Annotated in this window: 21 protein-coding genes; 12 read left to right on the top strand and 9 right to left on the bottom strand. The window is 70.6% G+C overall.

The features are described 5' to 3' along the window. Nucleotides 1-91: 91 nt before the first annotated feature. The 4 genes from AB0M43_RS19400 to AB0M43_RS19385 are packed head-to-tail and all read right to left on the bottom strand — an operon-like array spanning nucleotide 92 to nucleotide 3,294. Nucleotides 92-904, bottom strand: a complete 813-nt coding sequence (locus tag AB0M43_RS19400) for an amino acid ABC transporter permease (RefSeq protein WP_363726474.1) — start codon at nucleotides 902-904, stop codon at nucleotides 92-94. After that, a complete protein-coding gene (locus AB0M43_RS19395; protein ID WP_363726472.1) occupies nucleotides 901-1,557 on the bottom strand; it encodes an amino acid ABC transporter permease in 657 nt (218 codons plus the stop codon). Before AB0M43_RS19395 ends, AB0M43_RS19400 begins: the two co-directional genes overlap by 4 nt. 54 nt (nucleotides 1,558-1,611) lie before the next feature. Then, entirely contained in the window at nucleotides 1,612-2,538 is a 927-nt protein-coding gene (locus AB0M43_RS19390; RefSeq protein WP_363726470.1) for a glutamate ABC transporter substrate-binding protein, read from the bottom strand. 15 nt (nucleotides 2,539-2,553) lie between these two features. Further along, nucleotides 2,554-3,294, bottom strand: a complete 741-nt coding sequence (locus AB0M43_RS19385; RefSeq protein WP_363726468.1) for an amino acid ABC transporter ATP-binding protein — start codon at nucleotides 3,292-3,294, stop codon at nucleotides 2,554-2,556. Nucleotides 3,295-3,374: 80 nt separating this feature from the next. Here AB0M43_RS19385 and miaB point away from each other — a divergent pair, with 80 nt between their 5' ends. Then, nucleotides 3,375-4,841, top strand: a complete 1,467-nt coding sequence (gene miaB, locus AB0M43_RS19380) for a tRNA (N6-isopentenyl adenosine(37)-C2)-methylthiotransferase MiaB (RefSeq protein WP_363726466.1) — start codon at nucleotides 3,375-3,377, stop codon at nucleotides 4,839-4,841. A gap of 215 nt (nucleotides 4,842-5,056) precedes the next feature. On the opposite strand, the gene AB0M43_RS19375 is transcribed toward miaB, so the two are convergent. Further along, nucleotides 5,057-6,268 carry a DUF349 domain-containing protein gene (locus AB0M43_RS19375; RefSeq protein ID WP_363726464.1) on the bottom strand — a complete coding sequence of 404 codons (1,212 nt, stop codon included), beginning with the start codon at nucleotides 6,266-6,268 and terminating at the stop codon, nucleotides 5,057-5,059. Between the two features lie 186 nt (nucleotides 6,269-6,454). On the opposite strand from AB0M43_RS19375, the gene miaA reads away from it, so the two are divergent. Beyond that, nucleotides 6,455-7,330: a tRNA (adenosine(37)-N6)-dimethylallyltransferase MiaA gene (miaA, locus tag AB0M43_RS19370; RefSeq protein ID WP_363726989.1), complete on the top strand. Its 876-nt coding sequence runs from the start codon at nucleotides 6,455-6,457 to the stop codon at nucleotides 7,328-7,330. A gap of 422 nt (nucleotides 7,331-7,752) precedes the next feature. Here the strand turns inward: miaA and dapF are convergent, their stop codons facing one another. Further along, on the bottom strand, nucleotides 7,753-8,535 hold the full coding sequence (gene dapF, locus AB0M43_RS19365; RefSeq protein WP_363726462.1) for a diaminopimelate epimerase: 783 nt from the start codon (nucleotides 8,533-8,535) through the stop codon (nucleotides 7,753-7,755). A gap of 490 nt (nucleotides 8,536-9,025) precedes the next feature. Continuing rightward, entirely contained in the window at nucleotides 9,026-10,453 is a 1,428-nt protein-coding gene (locus AB0M43_RS19360; protein ID WP_363726460.1) for an NAD-dependent malic enzyme, read from the bottom strand. Between the two features lie 166 nt (nucleotides 10,454-10,619). Here AB0M43_RS19360 and hflX point away from each other — a divergent pair, with 166 nt between their 5' ends. Both hflX and AB0M43_RS19350 read left to right on the top strand, forming a co-directional pair. After that, nucleotides 10,620-12,014: a GTPase HflX gene (hflX, locus tag AB0M43_RS19355; protein WP_363726458.1), complete on the top strand. Its 1,395-nt coding sequence runs from the start codon at nucleotides 10,620-10,622 to the stop codon at nucleotides 12,012-12,014. Between the two features lie 90 nt (nucleotides 12,015-12,104). Further along, entirely contained in the window at nucleotides 12,105-14,489 is a 2,385-nt protein-coding gene (locus tag AB0M43_RS19350; RefSeq protein ID WP_363726456.1) for a hypothetical protein, read from the top strand. A gap of 243 nt (nucleotides 14,490-14,732) precedes the next feature. Here AB0M43_RS19350 and lexA read toward each other — a convergent pair whose 3' ends face one another. Beyond that, on the bottom strand, nucleotides 14,733-15,347 hold the full coding sequence (lexA, locus tag AB0M43_RS19345; protein ID WP_363726987.1) for a transcriptional repressor LexA: 615 nt from the start codon (nucleotides 15,345-15,347) through the stop codon (nucleotides 14,733-14,735). A gap of 284 nt (nucleotides 15,348-15,631) precedes the next feature. On the opposite strand from lexA, the gene AB0M43_RS19340 reads away from it, so the two are divergent. From AB0M43_RS19340 to AB0M43_RS19330, 3 genes are all read left to right on the top strand, one after another. Beyond that, nucleotides 15,632-15,913, top strand: coding sequence for a LysM peptidoglycan-binding domain-containing protein (locus AB0M43_RS19340; protein WP_363726454.1), 282 nt, complete (start codon nucleotides 15,632-15,634; stop codon nucleotides 15,911-15,913). Between the two features lie 294 nt (nucleotides 15,914-16,207). Next, nucleotides 16,208-16,762 carry a transcriptional regulator NrdR gene (gene nrdR, locus AB0M43_RS19335; RefSeq protein ID WP_363726452.1) on the top strand — a complete coding sequence of 185 codons (555 nt, stop codon included), beginning with the start codon at nucleotides 16,208-16,210 and terminating at the stop codon, nucleotides 16,760-16,762. Continuing rightward, complete coding sequence (locus tag AB0M43_RS19330; protein WP_363726450.1) at nucleotides 16,759-19,587, top strand: vitamin B12-dependent ribonucleotide reductase; 2,829 nt, start codon at nucleotides 16,759-16,761, stop codon at nucleotides 19,585-19,587. The genes nrdR and AB0M43_RS19330 overlap by 4 nt, the downstream gene beginning before the upstream one ends. 207 nt (nucleotides 19,588-19,794) lie before the next feature. Here AB0M43_RS19330 and AB0M43_RS19325 read toward each other — a convergent pair whose 3' ends face one another. Then, nucleotides 19,795-20,373 carry a pyridoxamine 5'-phosphate oxidase family protein gene (locus tag AB0M43_RS19325; RefSeq protein WP_363726448.1) on the bottom strand — a complete coding sequence of 193 codons (579 nt, stop codon included), beginning with the start codon at nucleotides 20,371-20,373 and terminating at the stop codon, nucleotides 19,795-19,797. A gap of 347 nt (nucleotides 20,374-20,720) precedes the next feature. Between AB0M43_RS19325 and AB0M43_RS19320 the strand changes: the two genes are divergently transcribed. The 5 genes from AB0M43_RS19320 (at nucleotide 20,721) to AB0M43_RS19300 (ending at nucleotide 25,088) form a co-directional block, all read left to right on the top strand. Continuing rightward, a complete protein-coding gene (locus AB0M43_RS19320) occupies nucleotides 20,721-21,743 on the top strand; it encodes an aspartate-semialdehyde dehydrogenase (RefSeq protein WP_363726446.1) in 1,023 nt (340 codons plus the stop codon). 685 nt (nucleotides 21,744-22,428) lie between these two features. Further along, on the top strand, nucleotides 22,429-22,629 hold the full coding sequence (locus AB0M43_RS19315; protein WP_363726444.1) for a hypothetical protein: 201 nt from the start codon (nucleotides 22,429-22,431) through the stop codon (nucleotides 22,627-22,629). A gap of 519 nt (nucleotides 22,630-23,148) precedes the next feature. Further along, a complete protein-coding gene (locus tag AB0M43_RS19310) occupies nucleotides 23,149-23,850 on the top strand; it encodes a UDP-N-acetylglucosamine acyltransferase (protein WP_363726442.1) in 702 nt (233 codons plus the stop codon). Then, nucleotides 23,837-24,073, top strand: coding sequence for an acyl carrier protein (locus tag AB0M43_RS19305; protein ID WP_363726440.1), 237 nt, complete (start codon nucleotides 23,837-23,839; stop codon nucleotides 24,071-24,073). The genes AB0M43_RS19310 and AB0M43_RS19305 overlap by 14 nt, the downstream gene beginning before the upstream one ends. A 196-nt stretch (nucleotides 24,074-24,269) precedes the next feature. Then, nucleotides 24,270-25,088, top strand: coding sequence for an SDR family NAD(P)-dependent oxidoreductase (locus tag AB0M43_RS19300; RefSeq protein WP_363726438.1), 819 nt, complete (start codon nucleotides 24,270-24,272; stop codon nucleotides 25,086-25,088). Nucleotide 25,089 lies beyond the last annotated feature (1 nt).

The following is a 25,089-nucleotide window of genomic DNA, read 5'->3' as shown; positions in this document are numbered from 1 at the left end:
AAACTCCCCGTGAGTGACAGTCGTCCATCTAAATATGGACATCTGCCATTGTAGAGGCCGAGGTCTTCGGCTGTCCGCCCCGAGCGCCGGCCTAACGGGCCCGGCGCCGAGCGCCGCGCTTGCTCAGCCAGTTCGCGAACCACGAGAGCAACGAGCACATCCCGATGTACACGGCCGCGACCACCAGGTACGACGGCACGTACGGCAGGTCGAACGACAGCCGGCTGCCCATCTGCTTGGCCACGTACAGCAGCTCGGGGTACGTGATGATGAAGCCGAGCGCCGTGTCCTTCAGGAGCACCACGAGCTGGCTGATGATCGACGGCAGCATGGCGCGGACGGCCTGGGGGAGCAGGATGTGCCAGAACAGCTGGCCCCGGTCGAGGCCGATGGCGAGGCCCGCCTCGGACTGGCCGCGCGGCAGGGACGCGATCCCGGACCGGAGGATCTCGGAGATGACCGCCCCGTTGTAGAGGGTCAGGCCGATCACGAGGGCCCAGAAGTTCGGGATGTGCAGCCCGTACGTCAGGGGGCCGTAGTAGAAGAAGAAGATCAGGATCAGCAGCGGGATGGCGCGGAACAGCTCCACGACGAACGTGGCCGGCGCCTCGATCGCCCGGATCCCGGTCATCCGCAGCCCCGCCAGGAAGCCGCCGAACAGCAGGGCCAGCACCGCGCCGGTCGCGGCGGCCTTGACCGTGTTGAGCAGGCCGTCGGCCAACTGCTCCTGGATCGCCGTGTACTGGAACTGCTGCCACTTCAGCGACTCGAACTGCCCGGTCTGCCAGAACCGGTACACGACCCAGGCGATGGCGGCGACGACGGCCGCGACGGCGAGGACGCTCAGGATGAGGTTGCGGCGCCGGGCGCGTGGGCCGGGGACGTCGTAGAGGACGGAGCTCACCGGGCGACCTTCCATTTCCGCTCGAGCCAGCGCTGGGCGACGATCATCGGGCCGACCAGGATCAGGAAGCCGATGGTGACCCAGACCAGGCCGTACATCTGGTTCTCGCTGCGCTCCGACAGGTACTGCTGGATCGCCCCGGCCTCGACCACCGAGAACCCGGCGGCGACCGTGGTGTTCTTCAGCATCGCGTTGAGCACGCTGATCATCGGCGGCACGACCGTGCGGAACGCCTGGGGCAGCACGATCATGGTGAGGACCTGGGTGAACGTCATCCCGATCGCGCGGGCCGCCTCGGCCTGCCCGACGGGCACGGTGTTGATGCCCGACCGCAGGGTCTCGCACACGAACGCCGCCGTGTACACGGTGAGCGCGATGTACGCGGACGTCTGGAAGTCCGCCTCCAGGCCGACCTTGGGCGCGGCGAACACCAGGAACGCGAACACGAGGGTCAGCGGGGTGTTCCGGATGATGCTGACGTAGCCGGTGCCGATGCCCCGCAGGGCCGGGACCGGCGAGACGCGCGCGGCACCGAGCAGGGTCCCGAGGATCAGGGCGAGGATCCCGCTCACCACGAACAGCTTGATCGTGTTGACGAAGCCCCGGGAGAAGATGTCCCAGTTGTCGGTCAGCGTATGCAGAAAGGCGTTCATCGCACCCTCGTGAGGAGGTGGGGGCCCGTGGACGAGCCACGGGCCCCGCTGGGACTAGTACCGCTCGAGGGCGGGCTGGGTCGCGGGGGACTTGGAGATCCCGAGCGTGCCGTCGTAGATCTTCTGCCAGGTACCGTCGCCGCGCGCGGCCTCGAGGAGGTCGTTCACGAAGTCACGGACGGCCTTGTCGTCCTTCGACAGGCCGATGCCGTACTTCTCGGTGCTGAACGGCTTGCCGACGACCTTCAGCTTGGCCGGCGCCTGGGCCGCGAAGCCCTTGAGGATCGCGTCGTCGGTGGTGACGGCGTCGACCTTCTTGTCGAGGAGCTGCGAGACGCACTCGGAGTAGGTCTTGAACTCGCTGATGTTCGCGTCCTCGGTCAGCTTCTCGTCCCGGACCCGCTGGAGCGGGGTCGAGCCGGTCGCCGAGCAGACCTTCTTGCCCTTGAGCGACTCCTTGCCGGTGATCGACGTGTCGTCCTTGCGGACGAGCAGGTCCTGGCCGGCGACGAAGTACGGGCCCGCGAAGCTCACGTCGTTCTTGCGCTTGTCGGTGATCGAGTACGTCCCGACGTAGTAGTCGATCTCGCCGCCCTTGATCGCGGTCTCCCGGTTGGCGGACGGGATCTCCTTGTACTCGATCTTCGCCGGGTCCACGCCCAGCCGCGAGGCGATGAGCTGCGCGATCTCGATGTCGAAGCCGCACCGGGTGCCCGAGGCGTCCTTGTAGCCGAGGTTCGGCTGGTCGGCCTTGACGCCCACGACGACCTTGCCGGCCGTCTTGATCTTGTCGTACGCCGGGCTGCCGGTGATCTTCACGTCCGTCGCCGGCGTGAACTTCACCCCGGAGCTCGCACACTTGTCACCCGTGCCGACGGCCTCGTCGGTCCCCGGGGACGGGGTGCCGTCCTTGCCGCAGGCCGCGACGGAAAGGGCGAGCGTTGCGATCGCGGCCGTGGCCGCGAGGCGCTGGAAACGCATGGGTACTCCTCCGTGTTAGTGCAGGATCTTGGACAGGAAGTCTTTGGCACGGTCGGACTGCGGGTGGTCGAAGAACTGCTCCGGCGGCGCCTGCTCCACGATCCGGCCATCCGCCATGAAGATCACCCGGTTGGCGGCGCGGCGGGCGAAGCCCATCTCGTGCGTGACGACGACCATCGTCATGCCCTCGGCGGCCAGCGCGATCATGACCTCCAGGACCTCGTTGACCATCTCCGGGTCCAGGGCGCTGGTCGGCTCGTCGAACAGCAGGGCCTTGGGGCGCATCGCCAGCGCGCGGGCGATCGCGGCGCGCTGCTGCTGCCCGCCGGACAGCTGGGCCGGCAACTTCTCGGCCTGGCTGGCGATGCCGACCCGCTCCAGCAGCTCCATGCCCCGCTTGCGCGCGGCCTCCTTGGAGTCGCCGAGCACCTTCACCGGACCCAGAACAACGTTGTCGATGATCGACTTGTGCGCGAACAGGTTGAAGGACTGGAACACCATCCCGACCTCGCTGCGCAGCTTGGCCAGCGCCCTGCCCTCGGCGGGCAGCACCCGGCCGTCGAACCGGATCACGCCGTCATTGATCGGCTCCAGCCGGTTGATCACCCGGCAGAGCGTCGACTTGCCCGAGCCGGACGGGCCGATCACGACCACGACCTCACCACGGGCGATGTCGAGGTTGATGTCCTGCAACACGTGCAGGGGGCCGTACCACTTGTTCACGCCCTCGATCTGCACGAGAGGGGTATCGGTCATCTGGTCACTCCATCATCGCCCGCCGGTGCACGTCACTGTAGCGGTCACCGCAAACAGGTTGGCGTAACCTAGCTGGCGAGATGAACGCTGAATTGAGGACCTACGAGGTCCGTACCTATGGCTGTCAGATGAACGTCCACGACTCCGAGCGGATCGCCGGACTCCTGGAGGGCGCCGGTTATGTGCCGGTTCCTTCGGAGGGCTCCCCGGATGTCGTGGTGTTCAATACCTGCGCGGTCCGGGAAAATGCGGACAACAAGCTCTATGGCAACCTGGGCCACCTCCGGCCGGTGAAGAAGGGCCACCCGGGGATGCAGATCGCCGTCGGCGGCTGCCTCGCCCAGAAGGATCAACACGAGATCGTCAAGAAGGCCCCCTGGGTCGACGTCGTGTTCGGCACCCACAACATCGGCTCGCTGCCGGCGCTGCTGGAGCGGTCCCGGCACAACCAGAGCGCCGAGATCGAACTCCTGGAGTCCCTCGAGGTCTTCCCCTCGACCCTGCCCACCAAGCGCGACTCGACCTACGCCGGCTGGGTGTCGATCTCCGTCGGCTGCAACAACACGTGCACCTTCTGCATCGTGCCGGCGCTGCGCGGCAAGGAGAAGGACCGCCGGCCGGGCGAGGTGCTCGCCGAGGTCGAGGCCCTGGTCGCCGAGGGTGTCCTGGAGGTCACCCTGCTCGGTCAGAACGTCAACTCCTACGGCGTCGAGTTCGGCGACAAGCTGGCGTTCGGCAAGCTGCTGCGGGCCTGCGGGAACATCGAGGGCCTGGAGCGGGTGCGGTTCACCAGCCCGCACCCGAAGGACTTCACCGACGACGTGATCGAGGCGATGGCCGAGACGCCCAACGTCTGCCCCCAGCTGCACATGCCGTTGCAGTCCGGGTCGGACTCGCTGCTCAAGGCCATGAAGCGGTCCTACCGGTCCGAGAAGTACCTGGGGATCATCGAGAAGGTCCGGGCGGCCATGCCGCACGCGGCCATCACCACGGACATCATCGTCGGCTTCCCCGGGGAGACCGAGGAGGACTTCCAGGAGACGCTCCGGGTGGTCCGCGCGGCCCGGTTCTCGGCGGCCTTCACGTTCCAGTACTCGATCCGTCCCGGCACCCCGGCCGCCACCATGGCCGACCAGGTGCCCAAGGCCGTCGTGCAGGACCGGTACAACCGGCTGATCGCCGAACTCGACCAGATCATGTGGGACGAGAACAAGCTCCAGGTCGGCCGGACCGTCGAGGTGCTCGTCGCCGTGGGCGAGGGCCGCAAGGACGGCGAGACCGGCCGGCAGTCCGGTCGGGCCCGCGACGGGCGGCTCGTGCACTTCCGGTCCGCCGAGGGGGTGCGGCCGGGCGACATCGTCGAGACGGTCGTGACCTACGCGGCGCCGCACCACCTCAACGCCGACGGCGAGCTGCTGTCACACCGGCGCACGAGGGCCGGGGACGCGTGGGAGGCCGGGCGGGCCGTGAAGACGGCGGGGACGATGCTGGGGCTGCCGAGCGTGGGCGTGCCGGCCCCCCTGCCGGTGGTCAACGGCTGCGCCTGAGCCGCCAACGCACGAGAGGGGCCCCGCACAGGGCCCCTCTTTCGTGTCCGACCGCAGCGGCGCGCGAGCCTGTCCGGACATAGCCGGGGAGCGAGCCGCGCACCGTCAACCGGAAGGCGTCGCCGCCCGGCCCCGGTCGGCCACTATCGCCAGGCGTGAACGACGAACCGCCGCCGACCCGGCTGTGGGTCGGCGGCGGAACGCTTCGGACTGGGTTACTTCGTGCCTTCGGCCAACTTCAAGAACTGCTGCTTGCCCGCGAGGGCCTGCTCCGCCTGCTTGATCCGCTTGGCGTCGCCCGAGGCCTGGGCCTTGGCCAACCGCTCCTCGGCCTCGGCCACCTGCACCCGCATCTGGGCGAGCAGCGGGTTGTCCTCCGGAGCCGTCCGCCGCCACGCGGTGTCCATCGCGAGCTTGATCTTCTCCTCGACCCCGCGCCAGCGCCGGTCCAGGCTCGCCATGTTCTCGCGCGGCACCCGCCCGACGTCGTGCCAGCGGCCCTGCAGGTCGTTGAGGATCCCCTGCGCGGACTTCGGGTCGGCCTCGACGTCGATGGCCTCGGCCTCGGCGAGCAGGGCCTGCTTGGCGCCGAGGTTGTCCTTGAACTCCGCGTCGCGGGCCGAGAACACCTCGCTCCGGCGGGAGAAGAACGCGTCCTGCGCGGCCCGGAACCGGTCCCACAGCTTCTGCTCGGTGTCCTTCGACGCCCGACCGGTCTCCTTCCACGCCGCCATCAGCTCCTTGAGCCGGTTGGCGGTGGAGTTCCAGTCCTCGGAGGAGGAGAGCGACTCGGCCTCGACGACCAGCTCCTCCTTCTGGGCCTGGACGGACTTGCGCTGCTGGTCGAGGGTCGCGAAGTGCGCGCCCCGGCGGCGGGTGAACCCGTCACGGGCCGCCGCGTACCGCTTCCACAGCTCGGTGTCGGCCTTGCGGTCGACGCCCTTGATGGTCTTCCACTCGTCGAGGATCTCCTTGAGGCGATCCCCGGCGACCTTCCACTGGGTCGACTCGTTGGCGATCAGCTCGGCTTCGCCGACGAGCGTCTGCTTCCGGGTCAGGGCCTCGGCCTTGGCGGCCTCCTTGGCCTGGCGGGCCGCCCCGGCCCGCTCCTCGGCGGCCCCGGTCAGCTTCTCCAGGCGCGCGGCGAGGCTGTCGAGGTCACCCACGGCGTGCGCGCCGTCGACGGACTCCTTGAGCCGCTTGATGCTGGCCAGGGACTGCTGGGGATCGGCCGCGCCACTGGCGAGCCGCTTCTCCAGCAGTACAACTTCGGTCTGTAGGTCTTCGAACCGCCGCACGAAGTGCGCCAGCCCCTCTTCGGGGGTGCCGGCCTGCCACGAGCCGACGGCCCGCTCGCCGGCCGCCGTCTTGACGTAGACAGTGCCGTCCGCGTCCACCCGCCCGAAGGTCGCCCAGTCGCTGCTCATCAGCCCATCCTCGTTCTCACCGGTGCCACGCGCCACCTTTTCGGGGGCTTCGGCGCCGCCAGTGCGCAGTGTCGAATTATCTTCTGGCATTCTCACAGGTCGGCCCTGGTGCGCGTCGAGCACCCACGACTCAACCGTGACCAGATGGAGACCTGAGTGATTCGTTACGGTAATTCGGTGACGAATGTGATCGCGGTGGTGGGGCCGACCGCGGCCGGAAAGACGGCCCTCAGCATAGCCCTGGCCAGGCAACTCGGCGGGGAGGTGGTCAACGCCGACTCGATGCAGCTGTACCGGGGCATGGACATCGGTACAGCCAAGGTCACGGCGGACGAAGCGGGCGACGTTCCCCATCACGTACTCGACATTTGGGATGTAACGGAGCCGGCGAGCGTCGCGGAGTACCAGTCGCTCGCCAGGTTTGCAATTGATTCGTTATTGAAGGCGGGCCGGCCGGCCATCCTCGTCGGCGGTTCGGGGCTCTACGTCCGAGCGGTACTGGACGATTTCGCGTTCCCGGGCACCGACCCGCAGATCCGCGAGCGCCTCGAAGCCGAACTCGCCGCCGTCGGCCCCGCCGCGCTCCACGGGCGGCTGCCCGCCGAGGTCGGGGCGAAGATCCTCGCCAGCAACGGCCGGCGGATCGTCCGCGCCCTCGAGGTGATCGAGCTCACCGGGGGTTTCACGGCGGAACTGCCGACCGAACCGGTGCCGCACTACCCGGCCGTCCAGCTCGGGGTCGACCTGCCGCCGGCCGACCTCGACGCCCGGATCGTCGCCCGGGTCGACCGGATGTTCGACACCGGCCTCGTCGACGAGGTCCGCCGGCTCGACACCCTGGGCCTGCGCGAGGGCCGCACGGCCGGCCGGGCGCTCGGCTACGCCCAGGCCCTGCGCCTGATCGACGGGGAGTGCGACGAGGCGACCGCCCGGGCGGACACCGTCAGCGCGACCCGCAAGTTCGTCCGCCGGCAGCGCTCCTGGTTCCGCCGCGACCCGCGCGTGCACTGGCTGACCGGCCCCGACCCGCTCGCCGAGGCCCTGGCGCTCCTCAACCGCTGAAAACCCGGATCAACCACGATCAGAGGGTTACGCCGCGTTCCCGACCGAGCGCGCATCGGCTCGGCCCGGCCCGGCTGGAAGACCCACACCCGGGCCGACCGGTGTGCGGGCTCGGACGTGGGATGCCGCACGGGCTCGGGCTTCGTCGCCGGCTCGCGCCTGGGGAGCCGGTCCTGGGCCGGACGTCGCGCGCCCGCTCACGCCCAGGGTGCTAGTTCGGGGCTGGACGCCGCGTTTCGCTCCCGCTCAGAGCGTTGGTCCAGGCCCAGACCGGGCGCGTCGGCTCGCGCCTGGGGCGCTGGTCCGGGGCCGGATGTCGCGTGTCGGCTCGCGCCTGGGGTGCCGGTCCAGGGTCGGACGTAGCTCGCCAGCTGGGGCCTGGGGCGCCCCTCCGGGGCGCCCCAGGCCCCACCCAACCCGACTCAGAACCCCGAACTCAGCTCCCCGTGCGCCACGATCACCGCGGGCCCCGCCAGCCAGCACGTCTCCCCGTCCAGCGTCACGGTCAACGTCCCGCCCCGGACCAGCACCGGCGTACTCCCCACAGCACCCTTCAGCGCCACCACGGCCACCGCGCACGCCCCGGTGCCGCACGAGTCCGTCTCCCCGACCCCGCGCTCGTACACCCGCATCCTGGTGCCCTCGGTGAACTCGACGTTCACCCCGCCCGGGTAGAGGTTCCGGTCGAAGCCGGGGGCCCTGGTCAGATCGAGCGCGTCGAGCGAGTCCACCGCGCACACCAGGTGCGGGTTGCCCATGTCGACGCCGACCCCCGCGTACTCCACCCCGCCCAGGGTCGCCACCGACGGCCCGAGCAGCCGGGGCGCGCCCATGTCGACCCGCAGGTCGGACCCGTCGACGAGCGTGCGCCGCACCCCGGCCCGGGTCGCTACCGGGATCTCGGGCCCCTCGGCGAGGCCGGTCTCCAGCAGGTACCGCACGAAGACGCGCACGCCGTTCCCGCACATCTGCGCGTACGACCCGTCGGCGTTGAAGTAGTCCATGAACCACTCGGCCTCGCCGGCCTGGTCGGCGGCGTCGGGGTGCTTGGCGGTGCGCACGACCCGCAGCAGGCCGTCGCCGCCGACGCCCTGGCGCCGGTCACACAGTCGGGCGACCCGCTCCGGGGTCAGGTCGAGGGCTCCGTCGACGTCCGGCACGATCACGAAGTCGTTGCCGGTGCCATGTCCCTTGGCGAAACGCATGGCACCAGCGTAACTCTCCGTCGATCCTGCGCCGCCCGACATCACCCTCCGCAGGATCTCCGGCCCCACCGCCCCCGCGCGCCACTCCACCCGCGAACCACGTCAGACACCCGCTTCCAGCGCGCGACCCGCGACACCCCGGGTGGGCGTTCCGGTCACACAGGGCCCGGGCCGTCGGAGTGTCGCGACAGACATCCGGGCGAACACGAACGCAGCCTTCAGGCGCGGGGCGCGGGGCGCGGGGCGCGGGGCGCGGGGCGCGGGGCGCGGGGCGCGGGGCGCGGGCTCGCAAGGTGTGAGCCGGAGGGTCCCGGCACAGAAACGCGGCGTAACCCTCTCATGCGTTTGATCTGGCTCTTCGCTTGTCCGGCAGCCCCGGGCAAGGACTCCCGCCGCCCCGCGCGGGGGATCACCACCGCCCCGCAGCGGCGCGCAGCAGACCGCCCCTGCCGGGCCGCACGACGGCGACCCCACAGGGGCGGCGGAACACCTACGAGGGGATCGCGACGACGACCTCGGGCTCGGACTTCTCACCCTTGACCACGGCCCGCACCGCCGCCGCGACGGCCGGCGCGACCCGGGCGTCGAACACGCTGGGCACGATCACGTTCGCGTTGATCTTGTCCTCGCCGACGACGTCCGCGATGGCCCGGGCGGCGGCCAGCCCCATCTCCTCGGTGTACTCCCGGGCCTGCGCGTCGAGCATCCCCCGGAACACGCCCGGGAACGCGAGCACGTTGTTGATCTGGTTGGGCTGGTCGGAGCGCCCGGTGGCCACGATCGCGGCGTGCTGGCGGGCCTCGCGCGGGTCGACCTCGGGGTCCGGGTTGGCCAGCGCGAACACGATGGAGCCGTCGGCCATGGTCGCGATGTCGTCGCCGGTGAGGATGTTCGGCGCGCTGACCCCGATGAAGACGTCGGCGCCGCGCAGGGCCTCCTTGGTGCTCCCGACGAAGTTGCCCTTGTTGGTGTTGGTGGCCAGCCACTCCCAGTTGGGGGTGAGGTCGGGCATGCCGCGGTGCAGCGCGCCGAGCCGGTCGCAGGCGACGATGTCCCCGGCGCCCTGCTTCAACAGCAACTTCATGATCGCGGTACCGGCGGCGCCCGCCCCGGACACCACGATCCGGACGTCCTCGATCTTCTTCCCGACGACGCGCAGCGCGTTGGTGAGCGCGGCGAGCACGCAGATCGCGGTGCCGTGCTGGTCGTCGTGGAAGACGGGGATGTCGAGCAGCTCGCGGAGCCGGGCCTCGATCTCGAAGCACCGGGGCGCGGAGATGTCCTCCAGGTTGATGCCCCCGTACGCGGGCGCGAGCGCCTTGACGATCCTGATGATCTCCTCGGTGTCCTGGGTGTCCAGCGCCACCGGCCACGCGTCGACGCCGCCGAACTTCTTGAACAGCGCCGCCTTGCCCTCCATCACGGGCATGGCCGCGTACGGCCCGATGTTGCCCAGGCCGAGCACCGCCGAACCGTCGGTGACCACGGCCACCGTGTTCCGCTTGATGGTGAGCCGGCGGGCGTCCTCGGGGTTCTCGGCGATCGCGAGACACACCCGGGCCACCCCCGGCGTGTACGCCCGGGACAGCTCGTCACGGGTGCGCAGCGACACCTTCGACTGGACCTCGATCTTGCCGCCGAGGTGCAGGAGGAACGTGCGGTCGGACACCTTGCGGACGTCGACCCCTTCGAGGGCGCGGAGGCTGTCGACGACCTGGTCGGCGTGGGTGGCGTCGGAGGTGTCGCAGGTCAGGTCGACCAGGACCCGGACGTGGTCGGAGTCGACGACGTCGAGCGCGGTGACGACCGCCTCGGCGGACCCGACTGCGGTGGTCAGTCGCCCGATGGCGTTGGAGTCTGCGGGCAGGGCGACCCGGATGGTGATCGAGAATCCGGCGCTCGGCAGGCGGCTGGACACGAAATTTCCTCTTCTCAGGCGGCACTGGAGGGTTTTATTGTGTCCGATCGGTGATCTCCGCTGCCGGGGCCATGGTTACCCGCAGGTAGGTACTGGGTTATGCGGATGCAATCCTGCTCCCGGCGTGCAACCCTGGAAGCAGGCGATGGGAGTGCACTTGTCTGACATGAAACAGTTCGTCACGGATGACGCGATCACCACGGGTGACTTCGAGCTCGAGGAGCGACACTCGCTCCGGCGGGTGGCGGGTCTCTCGACGGAGCTCACGGACGTCACCGAGGTCGAGTACCGGCAGCTGCGACTCGAACGCGTGGTCCTCGTCGGGGTCTGGACGGACGGCACCGTCGCCGATGCGGACAACTCGATGATCGAGCTGGCGGCGCTCGCCGAGACCGCCGGTTCCGAGGTCCTCGAGGGGCTCGTCCAGCGGCGGCGCGCGATCGACCCGGCCACCTTCATCGGCCGGGGCAAGGTCGACGAGCTCAAGGACGCGGTGGTCAACACGGGGGCCGACACCGTCATCTGCGACGGCGAGCTGTCCCCGAGCCAGCTGCGCAACCTGGAGGAGCGGCTCAACGTCAAGGTCGTCGACCGCACCGCCCTGATCCTGGACATCTTCGCCCAGCACGCGAAGAGCAAGGAGGGTAAGGCGCAGGTCGAGCTGGCCCAGCTGCAGTACCTGGTGCCGAGACTCCGGGGCTGGGGTATGACCCTGTCCCGGCAGGCCGGTGGTTCCGGCAGCGGTGCCGGCGGCGGCGTGGGCCTGCGGGGCCCCGGTGAGACCAAGCTGGAGATCGACCGGCGGCGGATCAACACCCGGATCGCGAAGCTGCGCCGGGAGATCAAGGCCATGCGGATCATCCGGGACACCAAGCGCGCGTCCCGGGCCCGCAACGAGGTGCCCGGCGTCGCCATCGCGGGGTACACGAACGCGGGCAAGTCGAGCCTGCTCAACCGGCTGACCGGCGCCGGCGTCCTGGTGGAGAACGCGCTGTTCGCCACGCTGGACCCGACCACCCGCCGGGCCCGGGCGGCCGACGGCCGGGAGTACACGCTCTCGGACACGGTCGGCTTCGTCCGGCACCTGCCGCACCAGATCGTCGAGGCGTTCCGCTCGACCCTGGAGGAGGTGGCCGGCGCGGACCTGGTCCTGCACGTGGTCGACGGGGCGCACCCCGCCCCGGCCGAGCAGGTCCGGGCGGTCCGCGAGGTGCTCGCCGACGTCGACGCGGACCGGGTGCCGGAGCTGCTCGTCGTGAACAAGATCGACATGGCGGACCCCGAGACCCTGCTCATGATCAAGCGGGACTGGCCGGGCGTGATGTTCGTGTCCGCGCACACCGGCGAGGGCATCGAGGAGCTGCGCGCGGCGATCGAGGAGCGGCTGCCGCGCCCGGCGATCGAGCTGCGGGCCCGGGTGCCGTACGACCGGGGTGACCTGGTCGACCGGGTGCACCGGCTCGGCGAGGTGCTCAGTACGGAGCACGGCGAGGGCGGCACGCTGGTGCACGTCCGGGTCCCCCGGGGCCTGGCGGCCGAGCTCAAACCTTACGCTCTGTAGCTTTTCTCGCGGAGAAGTTGTCATGGGGACAATCCGGTCGGATCAACCGGGTTGTCGCCATGATCAATGAACTGCTGGCACACTAGGCCGATGCGTCGGCTTGCTTCCCTACTAACGGTGACGGTCGCAGGGGTGTGGTTACTACCCTCTGCCGCCGTCGCGGACCCCACCCCGACCCCGAGCGCCGCGCCGCCGGCCAAGGGTGTGGCGGTCTGCAAGATCACCGATGCGAGGCTGTCGGAGCTCAGCGGCATGGTCGCGCTCGACAACGGCTACGCCGTGATGAACGACGCCCCGGACGCCGGCGAGGCCAACCCGCCGAAGATCTACTTCCTGGACAACGCCTGCAAGATCACGGCCACCTGGACCGACGCGAACCAGCAGGCCCGCGACCCCGAGGATCTCGCCGTCGCCAAGGACGGCACCCTGTGGATCGCCGACATCGGCGACAACCACTCCACCGAGCCCGACAACAAGCGCGCCACGATCGCGCTGTGGAAGGTCCCGGCGTCCCGGCAGGGCAAGGCGCAGCTGTTCCGGCTCAAGTACCCCGACGGCGCGCACGACGCCGAGGCCCTGCTGCTCGACGCGAACGACAACCCGGTCATCGTCACCAAGGACAGCGTCTCCGGGATCTACGTGCCCACTGGGCCGCTCGTCCCCGGCAACGAGGGCACGACGCTGAAGAAGGCCGGCGACTTCACCGCGACCCGGACCGGCACCCCCGGCGGGCCCGTCCCGATCATCAGCCAGAGCCTCGTCACCGGCGGCGCGAACTCGCCGGACCGCAAGAAGGTCGCGCTGCGCACCTACACCGACGCGTACGAGTGGGACGTGCCCAACGGGGACGTCGTCGGGGCCATCACCACCACCAAGCCCCGGATCACCCCGCTGCCCGACGAGCCCCAGGGCGAGTCGATCACCTACACCCGCGACGGGGCGGCGTTCCTCACCGTCTCGGAGACCAGCCTGCAGCCGGACGACGTCAAGCCGGTCATCCAGAAGTACGTGCCCGCGGTGCCCGCCGCGCCCGCCAGCAAGAACGCCGCCGCCGCCAAGAAGAACGACGACGCGCCCAGTTCACTCAGCGTCACCGACATCGCCCTGATGATCGGAGCGGTGGGTCTGCTCGGCCTGATCATGGTCGTCGCGGGCGTGATCGGCATCAAGAAGTCCAGGGTCAAGCACGCCGCCGAGGCCAGGAAGGCCAAGGCGACCCCCGGCGGTGCGCGCCCGGTCGGCGCGGCGGCCGTCCCCGGCGACCCGAAACGCGGCCCCGGCGAGGGCGCCCGCAGCCGCTCCGGCGTGTACGGGGCCAACCGCCAGGGGCCCGTCGACGACGACCTGTTCCGCCCGACCGACCCCGACGAGGCCCCGCCGGGCCGCTCCGGCGCCGTGTACGGCGGCGCCGCCCGCCCCGAACCTCCCGTGCCCGTCCCGGCCAAGCCCGAGGCCGCGTCCGGCGTCTACGGCGCACCCCGCCCCGCCCCGGAACCCGCGCCCGGCGTCTACGGCTCCGGCACCCGCCCGGCCACCGAACCCCCGCCCGGCGTGTACGGCGCGCCCCGCCCGGACGCCCCCGGTGTCTACGGCGCACCCGCCGAGCCCGCCCCCGACGGCTACGGCGTCCCCCGCCCCGCTCCGGCGTCCGGCTACGGCACCGCGCGCCCGGCCGATCCGGCGCCCGGCGTCCCCGGTGCCGCGCGCCCCGGCCCCGCCCCGGCGGCCGGCGTGTACGGCGCCACCCGGCCCGAGGCCCCTGAACCCGATCCGCTCGCCTTCCTCGACGCCCCGCCGAGGACCGAACGTGGACTCCGCAGCCGCGCCGCCCGCCCCACCGGCCCCGGCGTCGCCCGCACCGCCCCGTCCTCGGGCCGCGCCCGACCGGACACCGATCCGGCCGTCCGCCGCGAACCCGAGACCCGGGGCGGGGTCCCGATCCGCCCCGAGCCCACCGCCGGCCGCGCCGCCCGGGCCGACCGCTCCGGTGGCCTGGCCCTGCCGGCACAACCCGGCGTCCCCGTACCGCCCGTCGCCCCGGGCCGGCCCCCGCGCGCCGAGTCCGGCCGGGCCGGTCGCGCCGCGCCGCCCGAGCCCCCGGTCCGCCCCGAACGCCCGGGCCGGGCCGCCGTACCCGCGCCGGACCGCGCCCCGGTCGAGCCGCCCCCGGGCCGGGCCGCACCCGACAGCCGGACCAGCCCCGAACCCCCCGTCGGCCGCGCCCGCCCCGAGCCCGCCAGGGCCGAACCGCCCGCGCGCCCCGAACGGGTCGGCGGCGTCCCGGTCCGCCCCGATCCGGCGGTCGGCCGCGCGGGTCGGGCGGACGCCACGCCCCCGCCGGCGCCGCGTGCCGCGCGGGGGGTCAAGGGACGCAAGCCCAAGATGGACGACGACGACCTGAGCTTCGGGTTCGCCGACCTCAAGGGTGGCGACGACGAGCCGGATCTCGGCCTGCGCAGCCCGAAGAAGCGCTGACCGCGTGGCGCGTCACCAGAAGCTCGTGGGGCCCGAACGGCTGCCGTCCGGCACTCAGTAGCCAGGGAAGCCGCCTCCCACCCGGACACGGGCAGCCTGCACGGGTGACGTGCCACCCATCACGAAGTCCGGGGTGGGCCACCCGGCGAGGGGGCCCACCCCGGACTCCACGCGAGCCGTGAAAGGTGGATCAACAGGGCGCGATGCGAGGTGCGCACCCTCGCAAGTACCCAGAAAAGAGGTTCAGAGGCGGCGGAGGACCGACACGACCTTGCCCAGGATGGTGGCCTCGTCGCCCGGGATCGGGTCGTAGGACGGGTTGCGGGGCATGAGCCACAGGTGGCCGTCGTCGCGCCGCCGGTAGGTCTTCACGGTCGCCTCGCCGTCGAGCATGGCCGCGACGATGTCGCCGGTCTCGGCGGTGGGCTGCTGGCGGACCACGACCCAGTCGCCGTCGCAGATGGCGGCCTCGATCATCGAGTCACCCTGGACCTTGAGCATGAACAGCGTGCCCTCGCCGACGAGCTCGCGGGGCAGCGGGAAGGTCTCGTCCAGGGTCTGCTCCGCGAGGATCGGGCCACCGGCCGCGATGGCGCCCAGCATGGGGACCATGACCGGCGTGGGGCGGTCGGGGAGCTGCGAGACGTTGGAGCCGCCGCCGGTCTGGCGGATGTCGACCGCGCGCGGCCGGTTGGCGTCGCGGCGGAGGAAGCCCTTCTGCTCCAGGACGCCCAGCTGGTAGGCGACGGAGGAGGCGGAGGCGAGCCCGACGGCCTCACCGATCTCCCGGACACTCGGCGGGTAGCCCAGGCGCTCCACGGACTCCGAGATGACCTCGAGGATGCGCTGTTGGCGCATCGTCAGCGGACGGTTGTTCTTCTTCGAGGCCGAGGGCCGCGAGTCAGTGCCGTCGTGGGGAGCCACGTCGATCCTCCCAGGTCGGTCGGGTGTGGTGCGACGGGATGATCCCGCCCGGTGTCCTGCCATGACGTTAGCCGCTTTTGGGCAATGATTCAAACGTCTGTTCTAGCGACACGCCGGGAGTGCCTCGCTTTCGGGTTCGCGGTCTGCTAAACATCGTACGGACGTTCGATCGAACCCGTGTTCGATGGGGGTGTGGGATGGCGAGTGGCATGCGGCCCGTGCGGCTGACCCGGCGGGGGCGCCTGGTGCTGACCACGGTGTTGACGGCGGTGTTCCTCGGTGGGCTGGCGCTGGCCGCCCCCACGAGTGTGGCGTCGGGGGTGCCCACGGAGTCGAAGGTCGCCGTCGTGCGGCCGGGCGACAGCCTCTGGACGGTGGCCGTTCGCGAGCTGCCGAGGATGGACACCTACCGGGCGGTCCGCCAGCTCCGCGAGCTCAACGACCTGAGTGACGGTGTGGTGCACCCGGGACAACATCTAGTGCTCCCGGTGCGCGGCTGACCCCACCGGTGCCATGTTGGGCACATCACAACGAATCACCGCGCCGTCGGGGACCGCTCCGTGCGGCCTGCGGAAAGCTGTGAAAAATTGTCTCCGCGTGTTCCGCCGTTCCGTTTGCACGCGGGCCGCGATCGGCCTACTGTAACCCCTACATCTAGTGGCCCAGTCGAGCTAGTCCACCCACAAGTTGGGGTTTGACTACTCACAGTGGTACTGAGATAGGCGCATACTTGAAGGGTCCCTAACCAGGGGCCTCAAGACTGCTGCCCGGGTACAGGACAGGAGGCGATCTGCGTGAGGTGTCCGTATTGTCGGCACCCCGACTCGCGCGTCGTGGACTCCCGGGAGGCGGACGACGGACAACTGATCCGGCGTCGGCGTCACTGCCCGGAATGCGGCAAAAGGTTTACCACGGTCGAGGAGGCCATCCTCGCTGTGGTCAAGCGCAGCGGGGTCACCGAGCCGTTCAGTCGGACGAAGATCATCGGCGGGGTGCGCAAGGCGTGCCAGGGCCGGCCGGTCACGGACGACGCGATCGCCCAACTCGCCCAGCGGGTCGAGGAGGCGGTGCGCGCCAAGGGGTTCGCCGAGATGCCCAGCCACGAGGTGGGGCTGGCGATCCTCGGGCCGCTGCGCGAACTGGACGAGGTGGCGTACATGCGCTTCGCCAGTGTCTACAGATCTTTCGAGTCCCTGGAGGACTTCGAGGCCGAGATCGCGACGCTCCGGGGGGCGCGGAGCGAACTCGAGCCGCAGCACGAGGGCACGACCACGGAAATACGCATCTTCAGCGCGGCGAACGCCGCCAACCACGCGGCCGACGCCGCCAACCAAGGGGGAGCAGGATGACTGAGGCGGTGGGTCAGCGGGGGACCGCGGGTCGTGGGGCGCGCAAGGGCCTCAAGGTCGAGCGGGTCTGGACGACCGAGGGCACGCATCCGTACGACGAGGTGACCTGGGAGCGTCGCGACGTCGTCATGACGAACTGGCGCGACGGCTCGATCAACTTCGAGCAGCGCGGGGTCGAGTTCCCGGACTTCTGGTCCGTGAACGCGGCGAACATCGTCACCACCAAGTACTTCCGCGGCGCCGTCGGCTCCGCCGAGCGCGAGACGGGCCTCAAGCAGCTCATCGACCGGGTCGTGCACACCTACCGCGCGGCCGGCGAGAAGAACGGCTACTTCGCGACCGGCGCCGACGCCGAGGTGTTCGAGCACGAGCTGACCTGGATGCTGCTGCACCAGGTGTTCAGCTTCAACTCGCCGGTCTGGTTCAACGTGGGCACGAAGTCCCCGCAGCAGGTCAGCGCCTGTTTCATCCTCGCCACCGACGACTCGATGGACTCGATCCTCGACTGGTACAAGGAAGAGGGGCTGATCTTCAAGGGCGGCTCCGGTTCCGGCGTCAACCTGTCGCGGATCCGCTCGTCCAAGGAGCTGCTGTCCTCCGGCGGCACCGCCTCCGGCCCGGTCAGCTTCATGCGCGGCGCGGACGCCTCCGCCGGCACGATCAAGTCGGGCGGCGCCACCCGGCGCGCGGCCAAGATGGTCATCCTCGACGTGGACCACCCGGACATCGAGGAGTTCATCGACACCAAGGCGCGCGAGGAGGACAAGATCCGCGCGCTGCGGGACGCCGGCTTCGACATGGACCTCGGCGGCAAGGACATCGTGTCCGTGCAGTACCAGAACGCGAACAACTCGGTGCGGGTCAACGACGAGTTCATGCGCGCCGTGGACGCCGGCGGCGAGTTCGGGCTGCGCGGCCGGCTCGACGGGGAGATCATCGAGCACGTCGACGCCAAGCAGCTGTTCAACAAGCTGGCCCAGGCGGCGTGGGAGTGCGCGGACCCGGGCATCCAGTACGACGGCCAGATCAACGACTGGCACACCTGCCCGGAGACCGGCCGGATCACGGCGTCGAACCCGTGTTCCGAGTACATGCACCTGGACAACTCGTCCTGCAACCTCGCGTCGCTGAACCTGATGAAGTTCGTCAACGACCAGGGCACGTTCAACGTGGCGCGGTTCGTCAAGTCGGTCGAGTTCGTCATCACGGCCATGGACATCTCGATCTGCTTCGCGGACTTCCCGACGGAGAAGATCGGCGAGACCACCCGGGCGTACCGGCAGCTCGGCATCGGCTACGCCAACCTCGGCGCCCTGCTGATGGCCTCCGGCCTGCCGTACGACTCGGACGCCGGCCACGCCTACGCCGCCGCGATCACCTCGGTGATGACCGGTGTCGCCTACCGCCGCTCGGCGGAGCTGGCCGGCATCGTCGGCGCGTACGACGGCTACGCCCGCAACGCCGAGCCGCACCAGCGGGTCATGCGCAAGCACGCGGCCGCCAACGACGCGCTCAAGCACTTCGGCATCAACGACGCCGCCCTGATCAAGCAGGCGACGAAGGAGTGGTCCGAGGGCAACAAGCTCGGCGCGAAGAACGGCTGGCGCAACTCCCAGGCCTCCGTCCTCGCCCCGACCGGCACCATCGGCCTGATGATGGACTGCGACACCACGGGCGTCGAGCCGGACCTGGCCCTGGTCAAGTTCAAGAAGCTCGTCGGCGGCGGCTCGATGCAGATCGTCAACCAGACGGTGCCGCGCGCCCTGCGCAACCTGGGCTACCAGGACGAGCAGGTCGAGGCGATCATCGACCACATCTCCCACCACGGCCACGTCGTGGACGCCCCGGGCCTGAAGAAGGAGCACTACCCGGTCTTCGACTGCGCCATGGGCGAGCGCACCATCGCGCCGATGGGGCACGTCCGGATGATGGCCGCGATCCAGCCGTTCATCTCCGGTGCCATCTCCAAGACGGTCAACATGTCGGAGACGGCGACCGTCGCGGACGTCGAGGAGATCTACTACCAGGGCTGGAAGCTCGGCCTCAAGGCCCTGGCGATCTACCGGGACAACTGCAAGGTCGGCCAGCCGCTGTCCGTCGGCAAGTCCGGCAAGGTCAAGGCCGAGGAGAAGGCCGCGGCCGACAAGGCCGCCGCCGCCCCGGCCCCGGTCGTCGAGTTCCGGCCGGTCCGCAAGCGCCTGCCGAAGAAGCGGGCCTCGCAGACCGTGTCCTTCTCGGTCGGCGGCGCCGAGGGTTACCTGACCGCCTCGTCGTACCCGGACGACGGCCTCGGTGAGGTCTTCCTCAAGCTGGGCAAGCAGGGTTCGACCCTGGCCGGTGTGATGGACGCGTTCTCGGTGGCGGTGTCGGTGGCCATCCAGTACGGGGTGCCGCTGGAGACCTACGTCGAGAAGTTCATGAACATGCGCTTCGAGCCGGCCGGCATGACCGACGACCCGGACATCCGGATGGCCAACTCGATGGTGGACTACATCTTCCGCCGCCTGGCCCTGGACTTCCTGCCCTACGAGAAGCGCGCCGAGCTGGGCATCTTCACCAGCGCGGAGCGCACCGCCCAGGTCAACGGCGAGACCGTCGAGGTCGACCTGGTGGGCCTGGCCGGTTCCGCCGAGACGACCCAGGCGGTCGCGCAGGTGGAGGTGCCGGCGGAGCAGCGGGCGTTCGGTTCGTCGACGGAGCTGCTGGAGCTGGTGCAGGGCAAGGCGGCCGACGCGCCGCTGTGCTTCACCTGCGGGACGAAGATGCGGCCGGCGGGTAGCTGCTACGTGTGCGAGGGCTGCGGCTCGACGTCGGGCTGCAGCTAGTCGGACCAGGGACGGGCGGGGAGCCGACGGCTCCCCGCCCGTTTCCATGGGTTTTGATGGGTACAGGTCGGCAGCGGCGCCCGGGCCTCGCGTGCTCCGCGCTCGGCTGCACGCTGGCCTCGCGGCCGATGCTCGGTGACTGCTCAGGCCCTTGTGCCCCGGGCTCGGCGCCGGCCCAGGCCGCGGGTGCCCCGGGCTCGGCGGCGGCTACGCCTCGCAGCGACTCCCCGCCACGTCGAAGAAGTCCCCACCCTTGCGCCGCACGTCGTCCGTCCCCCAGTCCCGTTCCCGGTCCCAGGGCACGAGCCGCGGAATGTGCTTCCCGCAGTGGATGTACGCCTCGTCGACCGTGACCCGTACCCACCTCTCGGGCCGCCGCCCGGGCACGCCCTCCGGGTCGGCGACGCCCATCACCTCGGCGGGCACGATCTCGGCGACCCCGTTGACGTGCAGCCCGATCACGTCGCGGACGAAGTCGACGAACAGCAGGCCGACGTGCGGGTTCTCGCTGATGTTGCCGAGGCTGGCGTAGACGCCGTTGCCCCGGTACTCGGGCCAGGCGACCGTGTGCTCGTCGAGCACGTGCACGAATCCGGCGGGGCCGGCCCGGAAGGTGGAGTCGCAGGCGCCGGCCCGGTCGGCCGTGGCGACGAACATCATCTCCTGGCGGGCGAGGAACGCGCACATCCTCGGGTTGAGCCGGTCGAGGACCTGCTGGTCGTAGAAGCGGTCGGCGCGCTCCACGGTGTCGTACCGGTGCTGCAGAACCCGCTCACCGCTGTCCACAATGACCTCCCATGGGCACAACTTGTAAGCATGTGCCTACAGAGAGATCAAGACAAGACCGCACTTCCACCCCAAGATCAATATCATTCGCCGGGTATGCCTCCGCCGCGCCCCGCCCGGCTCCCGAGGTCCGGCCCGCCCACCGCCCGTGTGGTCCCAAGCCGCTCGGGTCGGGTCGGACGGGGCAGGTGCTCGGGCCGTCCGGGCCGCCCGGTCGGGTGGGCGCTCGGTGTGCTCCGGGCGGGTCGTCGTGAAACTTCTCCCGAAACCGTGGTGCCAGCCCTAACGTGCCCGCGCTCACGTCTACGCGGGACGCCGGAAATCTTGCGGCCCGGTAGATTCGGGCTATGAGAATCGGGATTGTGGGAGCCACCGGCCAGGTCGGTGGCGTGATGCGCCGGATGTTGGCGGAGCGGCAGTTCCCCGTCGGGCAGCTGCGGCTGTTCGCGTCCGCCCGGTCCGCCGGCCGGGGCCTGCCCTGGGGCGACGGCGAGATCGTGGTCGAGGACGCGGCGACGGCCGACTACTCGGGCCTGGACATCGTGCTGTTCTCGGCCGGCAAGACCACGGCGCTCGCGCTCGCGCCCACCGTCGCCGCCGCCGGGGCCGTCGTGATCGACAACTCGTCCGGCTGGCGGATGGACCCGGACGTGCCGCTGGTCGTCGCCGAGGTCAACCCGCACGCGGCCGCGAACCGCCCGAAGGGCATCATCGCCAACCCGAACTGCACGACCATGGCCGTCATGCCGGTCCTGCGCCCCCTGCACGACGAGGCGGGCCTCGTCGGCCTGGTCGCGACCACCTACCAGGCGGTGTCCGGCAGCGGGCTGTCCGGCGTGGCCGAGCTCGACGAACAGGCCCGCAAGGTGATCGACCGGGCCACCGAGCTGGTGCACGACGGTTCGGCCGTCGACTTCGGCACCCCGAACGTGTACGCGCGCCCGATCGCCTTCAACGTGCTTCCGCTGGCCGGTTCGATCGTGGACGACGGGTCCGACGAGACCGACGAGGAGCAGAAGCTCCGCAACGAGAGCCGCAAGATCCTGGAGATCCCGGGGCTGAAGGTGTCCGGCACCTGCGTGCGGGTCCCCGTCTTCACCGGACACTCGTTGCAGGTCAACGCCCGGTTCTCCTCGGCCATCAGCCCCGCGCGGGCCCGGGAACTGCTCGCCGCCGCGCCCGGCGTGGAGCTCAGCGACATCCCCACCCCGTTGCAGGCGGCCGGGGCGGACCCGACGTTCGTGGGCCGGATCCGGGTGGACGAGACCGTGGAGCACGGCCTGGCGCTGTTCGCGTCCAGCGACAACCTGCGCAAGGGCGCGGCCCTCAACGCGGTCCAGATCGCCGAACTGGTCGCCCGCACCCTCTGATCCCGTGGCGGGCACCGGCGTGACCCGCTCGCCCTCCAACTCGTGCCGGGTCGGTGCGTCACGCGCCGACCCGGAGGGGTGCCGAAGCGACATGCCCGCTCTCCAGCTCATGCCGGAACGCCTCGCACCAGCCCGGATGGGCGCCGCCGTGACGCGCTCGCTTTCCAGCTCGTGCCGGGTCGGTGCGTCGTAGCGCTCGCCCGAGTGGGCGTCGGAGTGGAGTGCTCGTTCGTCAGCTTGTGGCGAGCCGGTGCGTCGTGCACCGGCCCGAGTGGGCGTCGGAGTGGCGTGCGCGCCTTCCAGCTCGGGCCGGGCTGGAGTGTGGCGTAACGGCCCGAGTGGGCACGGGCGTGACGTGCTCGTTCTTCGGCTATGTCGGGATGGAATGTCGCGTGCCGGTTCGAGTGGGTGCCGGGGTGACGCACATTTCGGTTTCATGGGTGCTGACCGGGGCTGTTCGCTCCGGTGTTCAGGTGGGCGCAGGGGTGACCCGGTCGCTCCAAAGTGCACCGGGGGCGTCGTGGGGGTGCGCGGCTGCCGCCGTACCCGGATAAAGGGGTGCGGTGGTTTTTCCGTGCTGCTAGGGTGCTGGCATGTGATATTTCGGGCTTCCCTGCGCCTCGTTGCGCGATGCCGCCTCTGACGCGGCCCCTTTTTCCGCCTCAATAGCCCAGAGGAGTTCTTCATGACCACCAGCCATGAGCCCGAGCAGGTCGCTGACGAGTCCGTGACCGACGCCGAGGCCGTTCCCGAGGTCGAGCTGACCCGCAAGGAGCGCCGCGCGCTCGGCAAGCACCCGCAGCAGGTGCACGGCCAGGCGCCGACCCAGGGCAAGGGTGCGACGCTCTCGCCCCGCCGGCAGTATTCGAACCGGCGCAGCGGCTAGTCCCACCGCGAAGGGGCAGGTCCTCTGACCTGCCCCTTTGTCGTGCCCCGGGGTGTCGGAAATAGCCGGCATCCGCCCGGAAGAGCTCTGTCTGAGGGCCGTCAAACTCGTTGGTACACCCTGGCGGAAGTGTGTGATCGGGTGTTCACTGATGGTGATCAGGCCGCTGATCACTGTTGGGGGGAAAGAGCCCGAGTGGGACCACGACCCACTCGGGCTCTTTATTGTCCGGAGCCGGCCGAGACCTCGTCGGGGCGCTGACCGTGACCTTGTCCGGGGGCGGCCGAGACCTTGGCGGGGCGTTGACCGTGACCTTGCCCGGGCGGCCGTGACTGAGCCGGGGCGTCGACCGTCGCCTTGTCCGGGGGGCGGCCCGGACCTTGTCCGGGAGCTGGCCGTGATCTTGCCGGGGTGGCGACCGTCACCGTGTCCGGGCGCTGGCCGGGACGTCGTCCGGGAGGTGGGCGTGACCTGCGAGACCCCGGTGGTCGGCACGGGGGCGCTGGATAGACTCCCGAGGTGGCAAATCGTATTCACCCCTCCGCGATCGTCGGCGCCGGAGTAGAGCTGGGCGACGGCAACGTCATCGGCCCGTACACCGTGATCGTGGGTCCGACCCGGATCGGCGACGGCAACTGGATCGGCCCGATGGCCTCGATCGGCACCCCGGCGGAGTACCGGGCCGGGAACCACCCCGTCGGCTGGGAGGGCGAGCTGGACGGCGCGGGCGTCGTGATCGGCGACGGCAACATCATCCGCGACTTCGTCACCGTCAACCAGGGCGTGCACGTCACCACCACGGTCGGCGACAACTGCTACCTGCTGGCCCGCAGCCACGTCGGGCACGACTGCGTCCTCGACGACCTGGTCACCCTGTCCGACAACGTGCAGCTCGGCGGGCACACCCGCGTGTGGTCCTGGTCGAACATCGGGATGGGTACCGTCGTGCACCAGTACGGGCACATCGGGCCCGGGGCCATGGTCGGGATGGGCTCGGCGGTCCGCAAGGACATCGCCCCCTTCATGACGGCCGTGGGCAACCCGGCGCGCGAGGTGAGCGTCAACCGGGTCGGGCTGTCGCGGCGCGGGTGCGACGAGGAGCAGGTGGACGCGGTGGAGGCGTACCTGAAGAACAAGGGCGACTTGCCCGTCGGGCTCCCCACGGAGATCATCGAGCAGTTCGCAGCGTGGCTGAAGAGGAGTGAGAATGTCCCTGCATGACCGGTTGACGGGTGTCTTCGTCGAGGCGCTGGAGCTGAAGAGCGCGGACGGCGTGGACACGCTGAAGTACCGCGACATCGACAACTGGGACTCCCTCGGCCACATGACGCTGGTCGCGGCCATCGAGGACGAGTTCGACGTGCAGTTCGAGACCGAGCAGGTCATCGACATGAGCAGCTTCGCGGTGGCCGTCGAGATGCTCCGGGGCCTCGGCGTTGAGTAGCGCTCCCGGCGTGCGGGACTCCGGCCGTGAGCCGGTGACCGGCAGCACGCCGACGGTTCCCGCCGACTCCGTGACGCAGGTTTCCACCGGGACTGCGGCGGTTTCTGCGGGCTCCGCGACACGGGTTTCCGCTGCGGCTGCGTCGGTTCCCGCTGACTCCGTCGCGCGGGTTTCCGCCGGGAGGTCGCCGGTCGTCATGGGTTCCGCGACTTCGGATTCAGCCGGGAGCGCGTCGGTTCCCGCGGGTTCCGCGACTTCGGATTCCTCAGGTTCCCCGGCCGCGCCGGTTTCCGGGCGGGCGCTCGCGGGTCGGGTCGCCGTCGTCACCGGCGGGACCCGGGGCATCGGCCGGGCGACCGCCGAGGCGCTGATCGAGGCCGGCGCGACCGTGGTGATCACCGGCCGGCTGGACGTGGAGAAGGTGGCCGCCGAGATCGGCGCGTCCGCCGCGACCTTCGACGTCGGCGACTTCGACGCCGTCGCGGCCGGGTTCAAGGCCATCGCCGCCGAGCACGGCCGGATCGACATCCTGGTCGCCAACGCCGGCATCCTGGAGGACGCGCTGGTCGGCATGATCCGCCCCGAGCTGGTCGAACGGACCCTCGGCGTCAACGTCGCCGGCACCATCGCGACCGTGCAGGCCGCCGCCCGGGTCATGATGCGCAAGAAGTCGGGCGCGATCGTGCTGCTCGCCTCCATCGTCGGCGAGGAGGGCAGCGCGGGCCAGACGGTGTACGCCGCCTCCAAGGCCGCCGTCGCCGCCATCGCCCGCTCCACGGCCAAGGAACTCGGGCCGCGCGGCATCCGGGTGAACGCCGTCGCCCCCGGCCTGATCGACACCGCGATGATCGCGCACCTGCCGACCGACCTGGTCGCCCGGCGGGTCGAGGACACGTCGCTGCGCCGGCTGGGTACGCCGCAGGACGTCGCGCGGGCGATCCGGTTCCTGGTCAGCGACGAGGCGGCCTTCATCACGGGACAGGTGCTCGGCGTGGACGGCGGCCTGGTGCTGTGAG

The organism is Longispora sp. NPDC051575, from assembly GCF_040681875.1.
Lineage (GTDB): Bacteria > Actinomycetota > Actinomycetes > Mycobacteriales > Micromonosporaceae > Longispora.
Note: the sequence above shows the minus strand (reverse complement) of the source record. Positions and strands in the feature narration are given on the sequence as shown.

Coding starts and splice junctions, on each gene's coding strand:
- AB0M43_RS19300 (WP_363726438.1), top strand. CDS start 24,270: ATGGGTTCCGCGACTTCGGATTCAGCCGGGAGCGCGTCGGTTCCCGCG.
- dapF (WP_363726462.1), bottom strand. CDS start 8,535: ATGCGTTTCGCCAAGGGACATGGCACCGGCAACGACTTCGTGATCGTG.
- AB0M43_RS19385 (WP_363726468.1), bottom strand. CDS start 3,294: ATGACCGATACCCCTCTCGTGCAGATCGAGGGCGTGAACAAGTGGTAC.
- AB0M43_RS19330 (WP_363726450.1), top strand. CDS start 16,759: ATGACTGAGGCGGTGGGTCAGCGGGGGACCGCGGGTCGTGGGGCGCGC.
- AB0M43_RS19375 (WP_363726464.1), bottom strand. CDS start 6,268: ATGAGCAGCGACTGGGCGACCTTCGGGCGGGTGGACGCGGACGGCACT.
- miaB (WP_363726466.1), top strand. CDS start 3,375: ATGAACGCTGAATTGAGGACCTACGAGGTCCGTACCTATGGCTGTCAG.
- lexA (WP_363726987.1), bottom strand. CDS start 15,347: ATGCGCCAACAGCGCATCCTCGAGGTCATCTCGGAGTCCGTGGAGCGC.
- AB0M43_RS19305 (WP_363726440.1), top strand. CDS start 23,837: ATGTCCCTGCATGACCGGTTGACGGGTGTCTTCGTCGAGGCGCTGGAG.
- AB0M43_RS19320 (WP_363726446.1), top strand. CDS start 20,721: ATGAGAATCGGGATTGTGGGAGCCACCGGCCAGGTCGGTGGCGTGATG.
- AB0M43_RS19395 (WP_363726472.1), bottom strand. CDS start 1,557: ATGAACGCCTTTCTGCATACGCTGACCGACAACTGGGACATCTTCTCC.
- AB0M43_RS19390 (WP_363726470.1), bottom strand. CDS start 2,538: ATGCGTTTCCAGCGCCTCGCGGCCACGGCCGCGATCGCAACGCTCGCC.
- hflX (WP_363726458.1), top strand. CDS start 10,620: ATGAAACAGTTCGTCACGGATGACGCGATCACCACGGGTGACTTCGAG.
- AB0M43_RS19315 (WP_363726444.1), top strand. CDS start 22,429: ATGACCACCAGCCATGAGCCCGAGCAGGTCGCTGACGAGTCCGTGACC.
- AB0M43_RS19350 (WP_363726456.1), top strand. CDS start 12,105: ATGCGTCGGCTTGCTTCCCTACTAACGGTGACGGTCGCAGGGGTGTGG.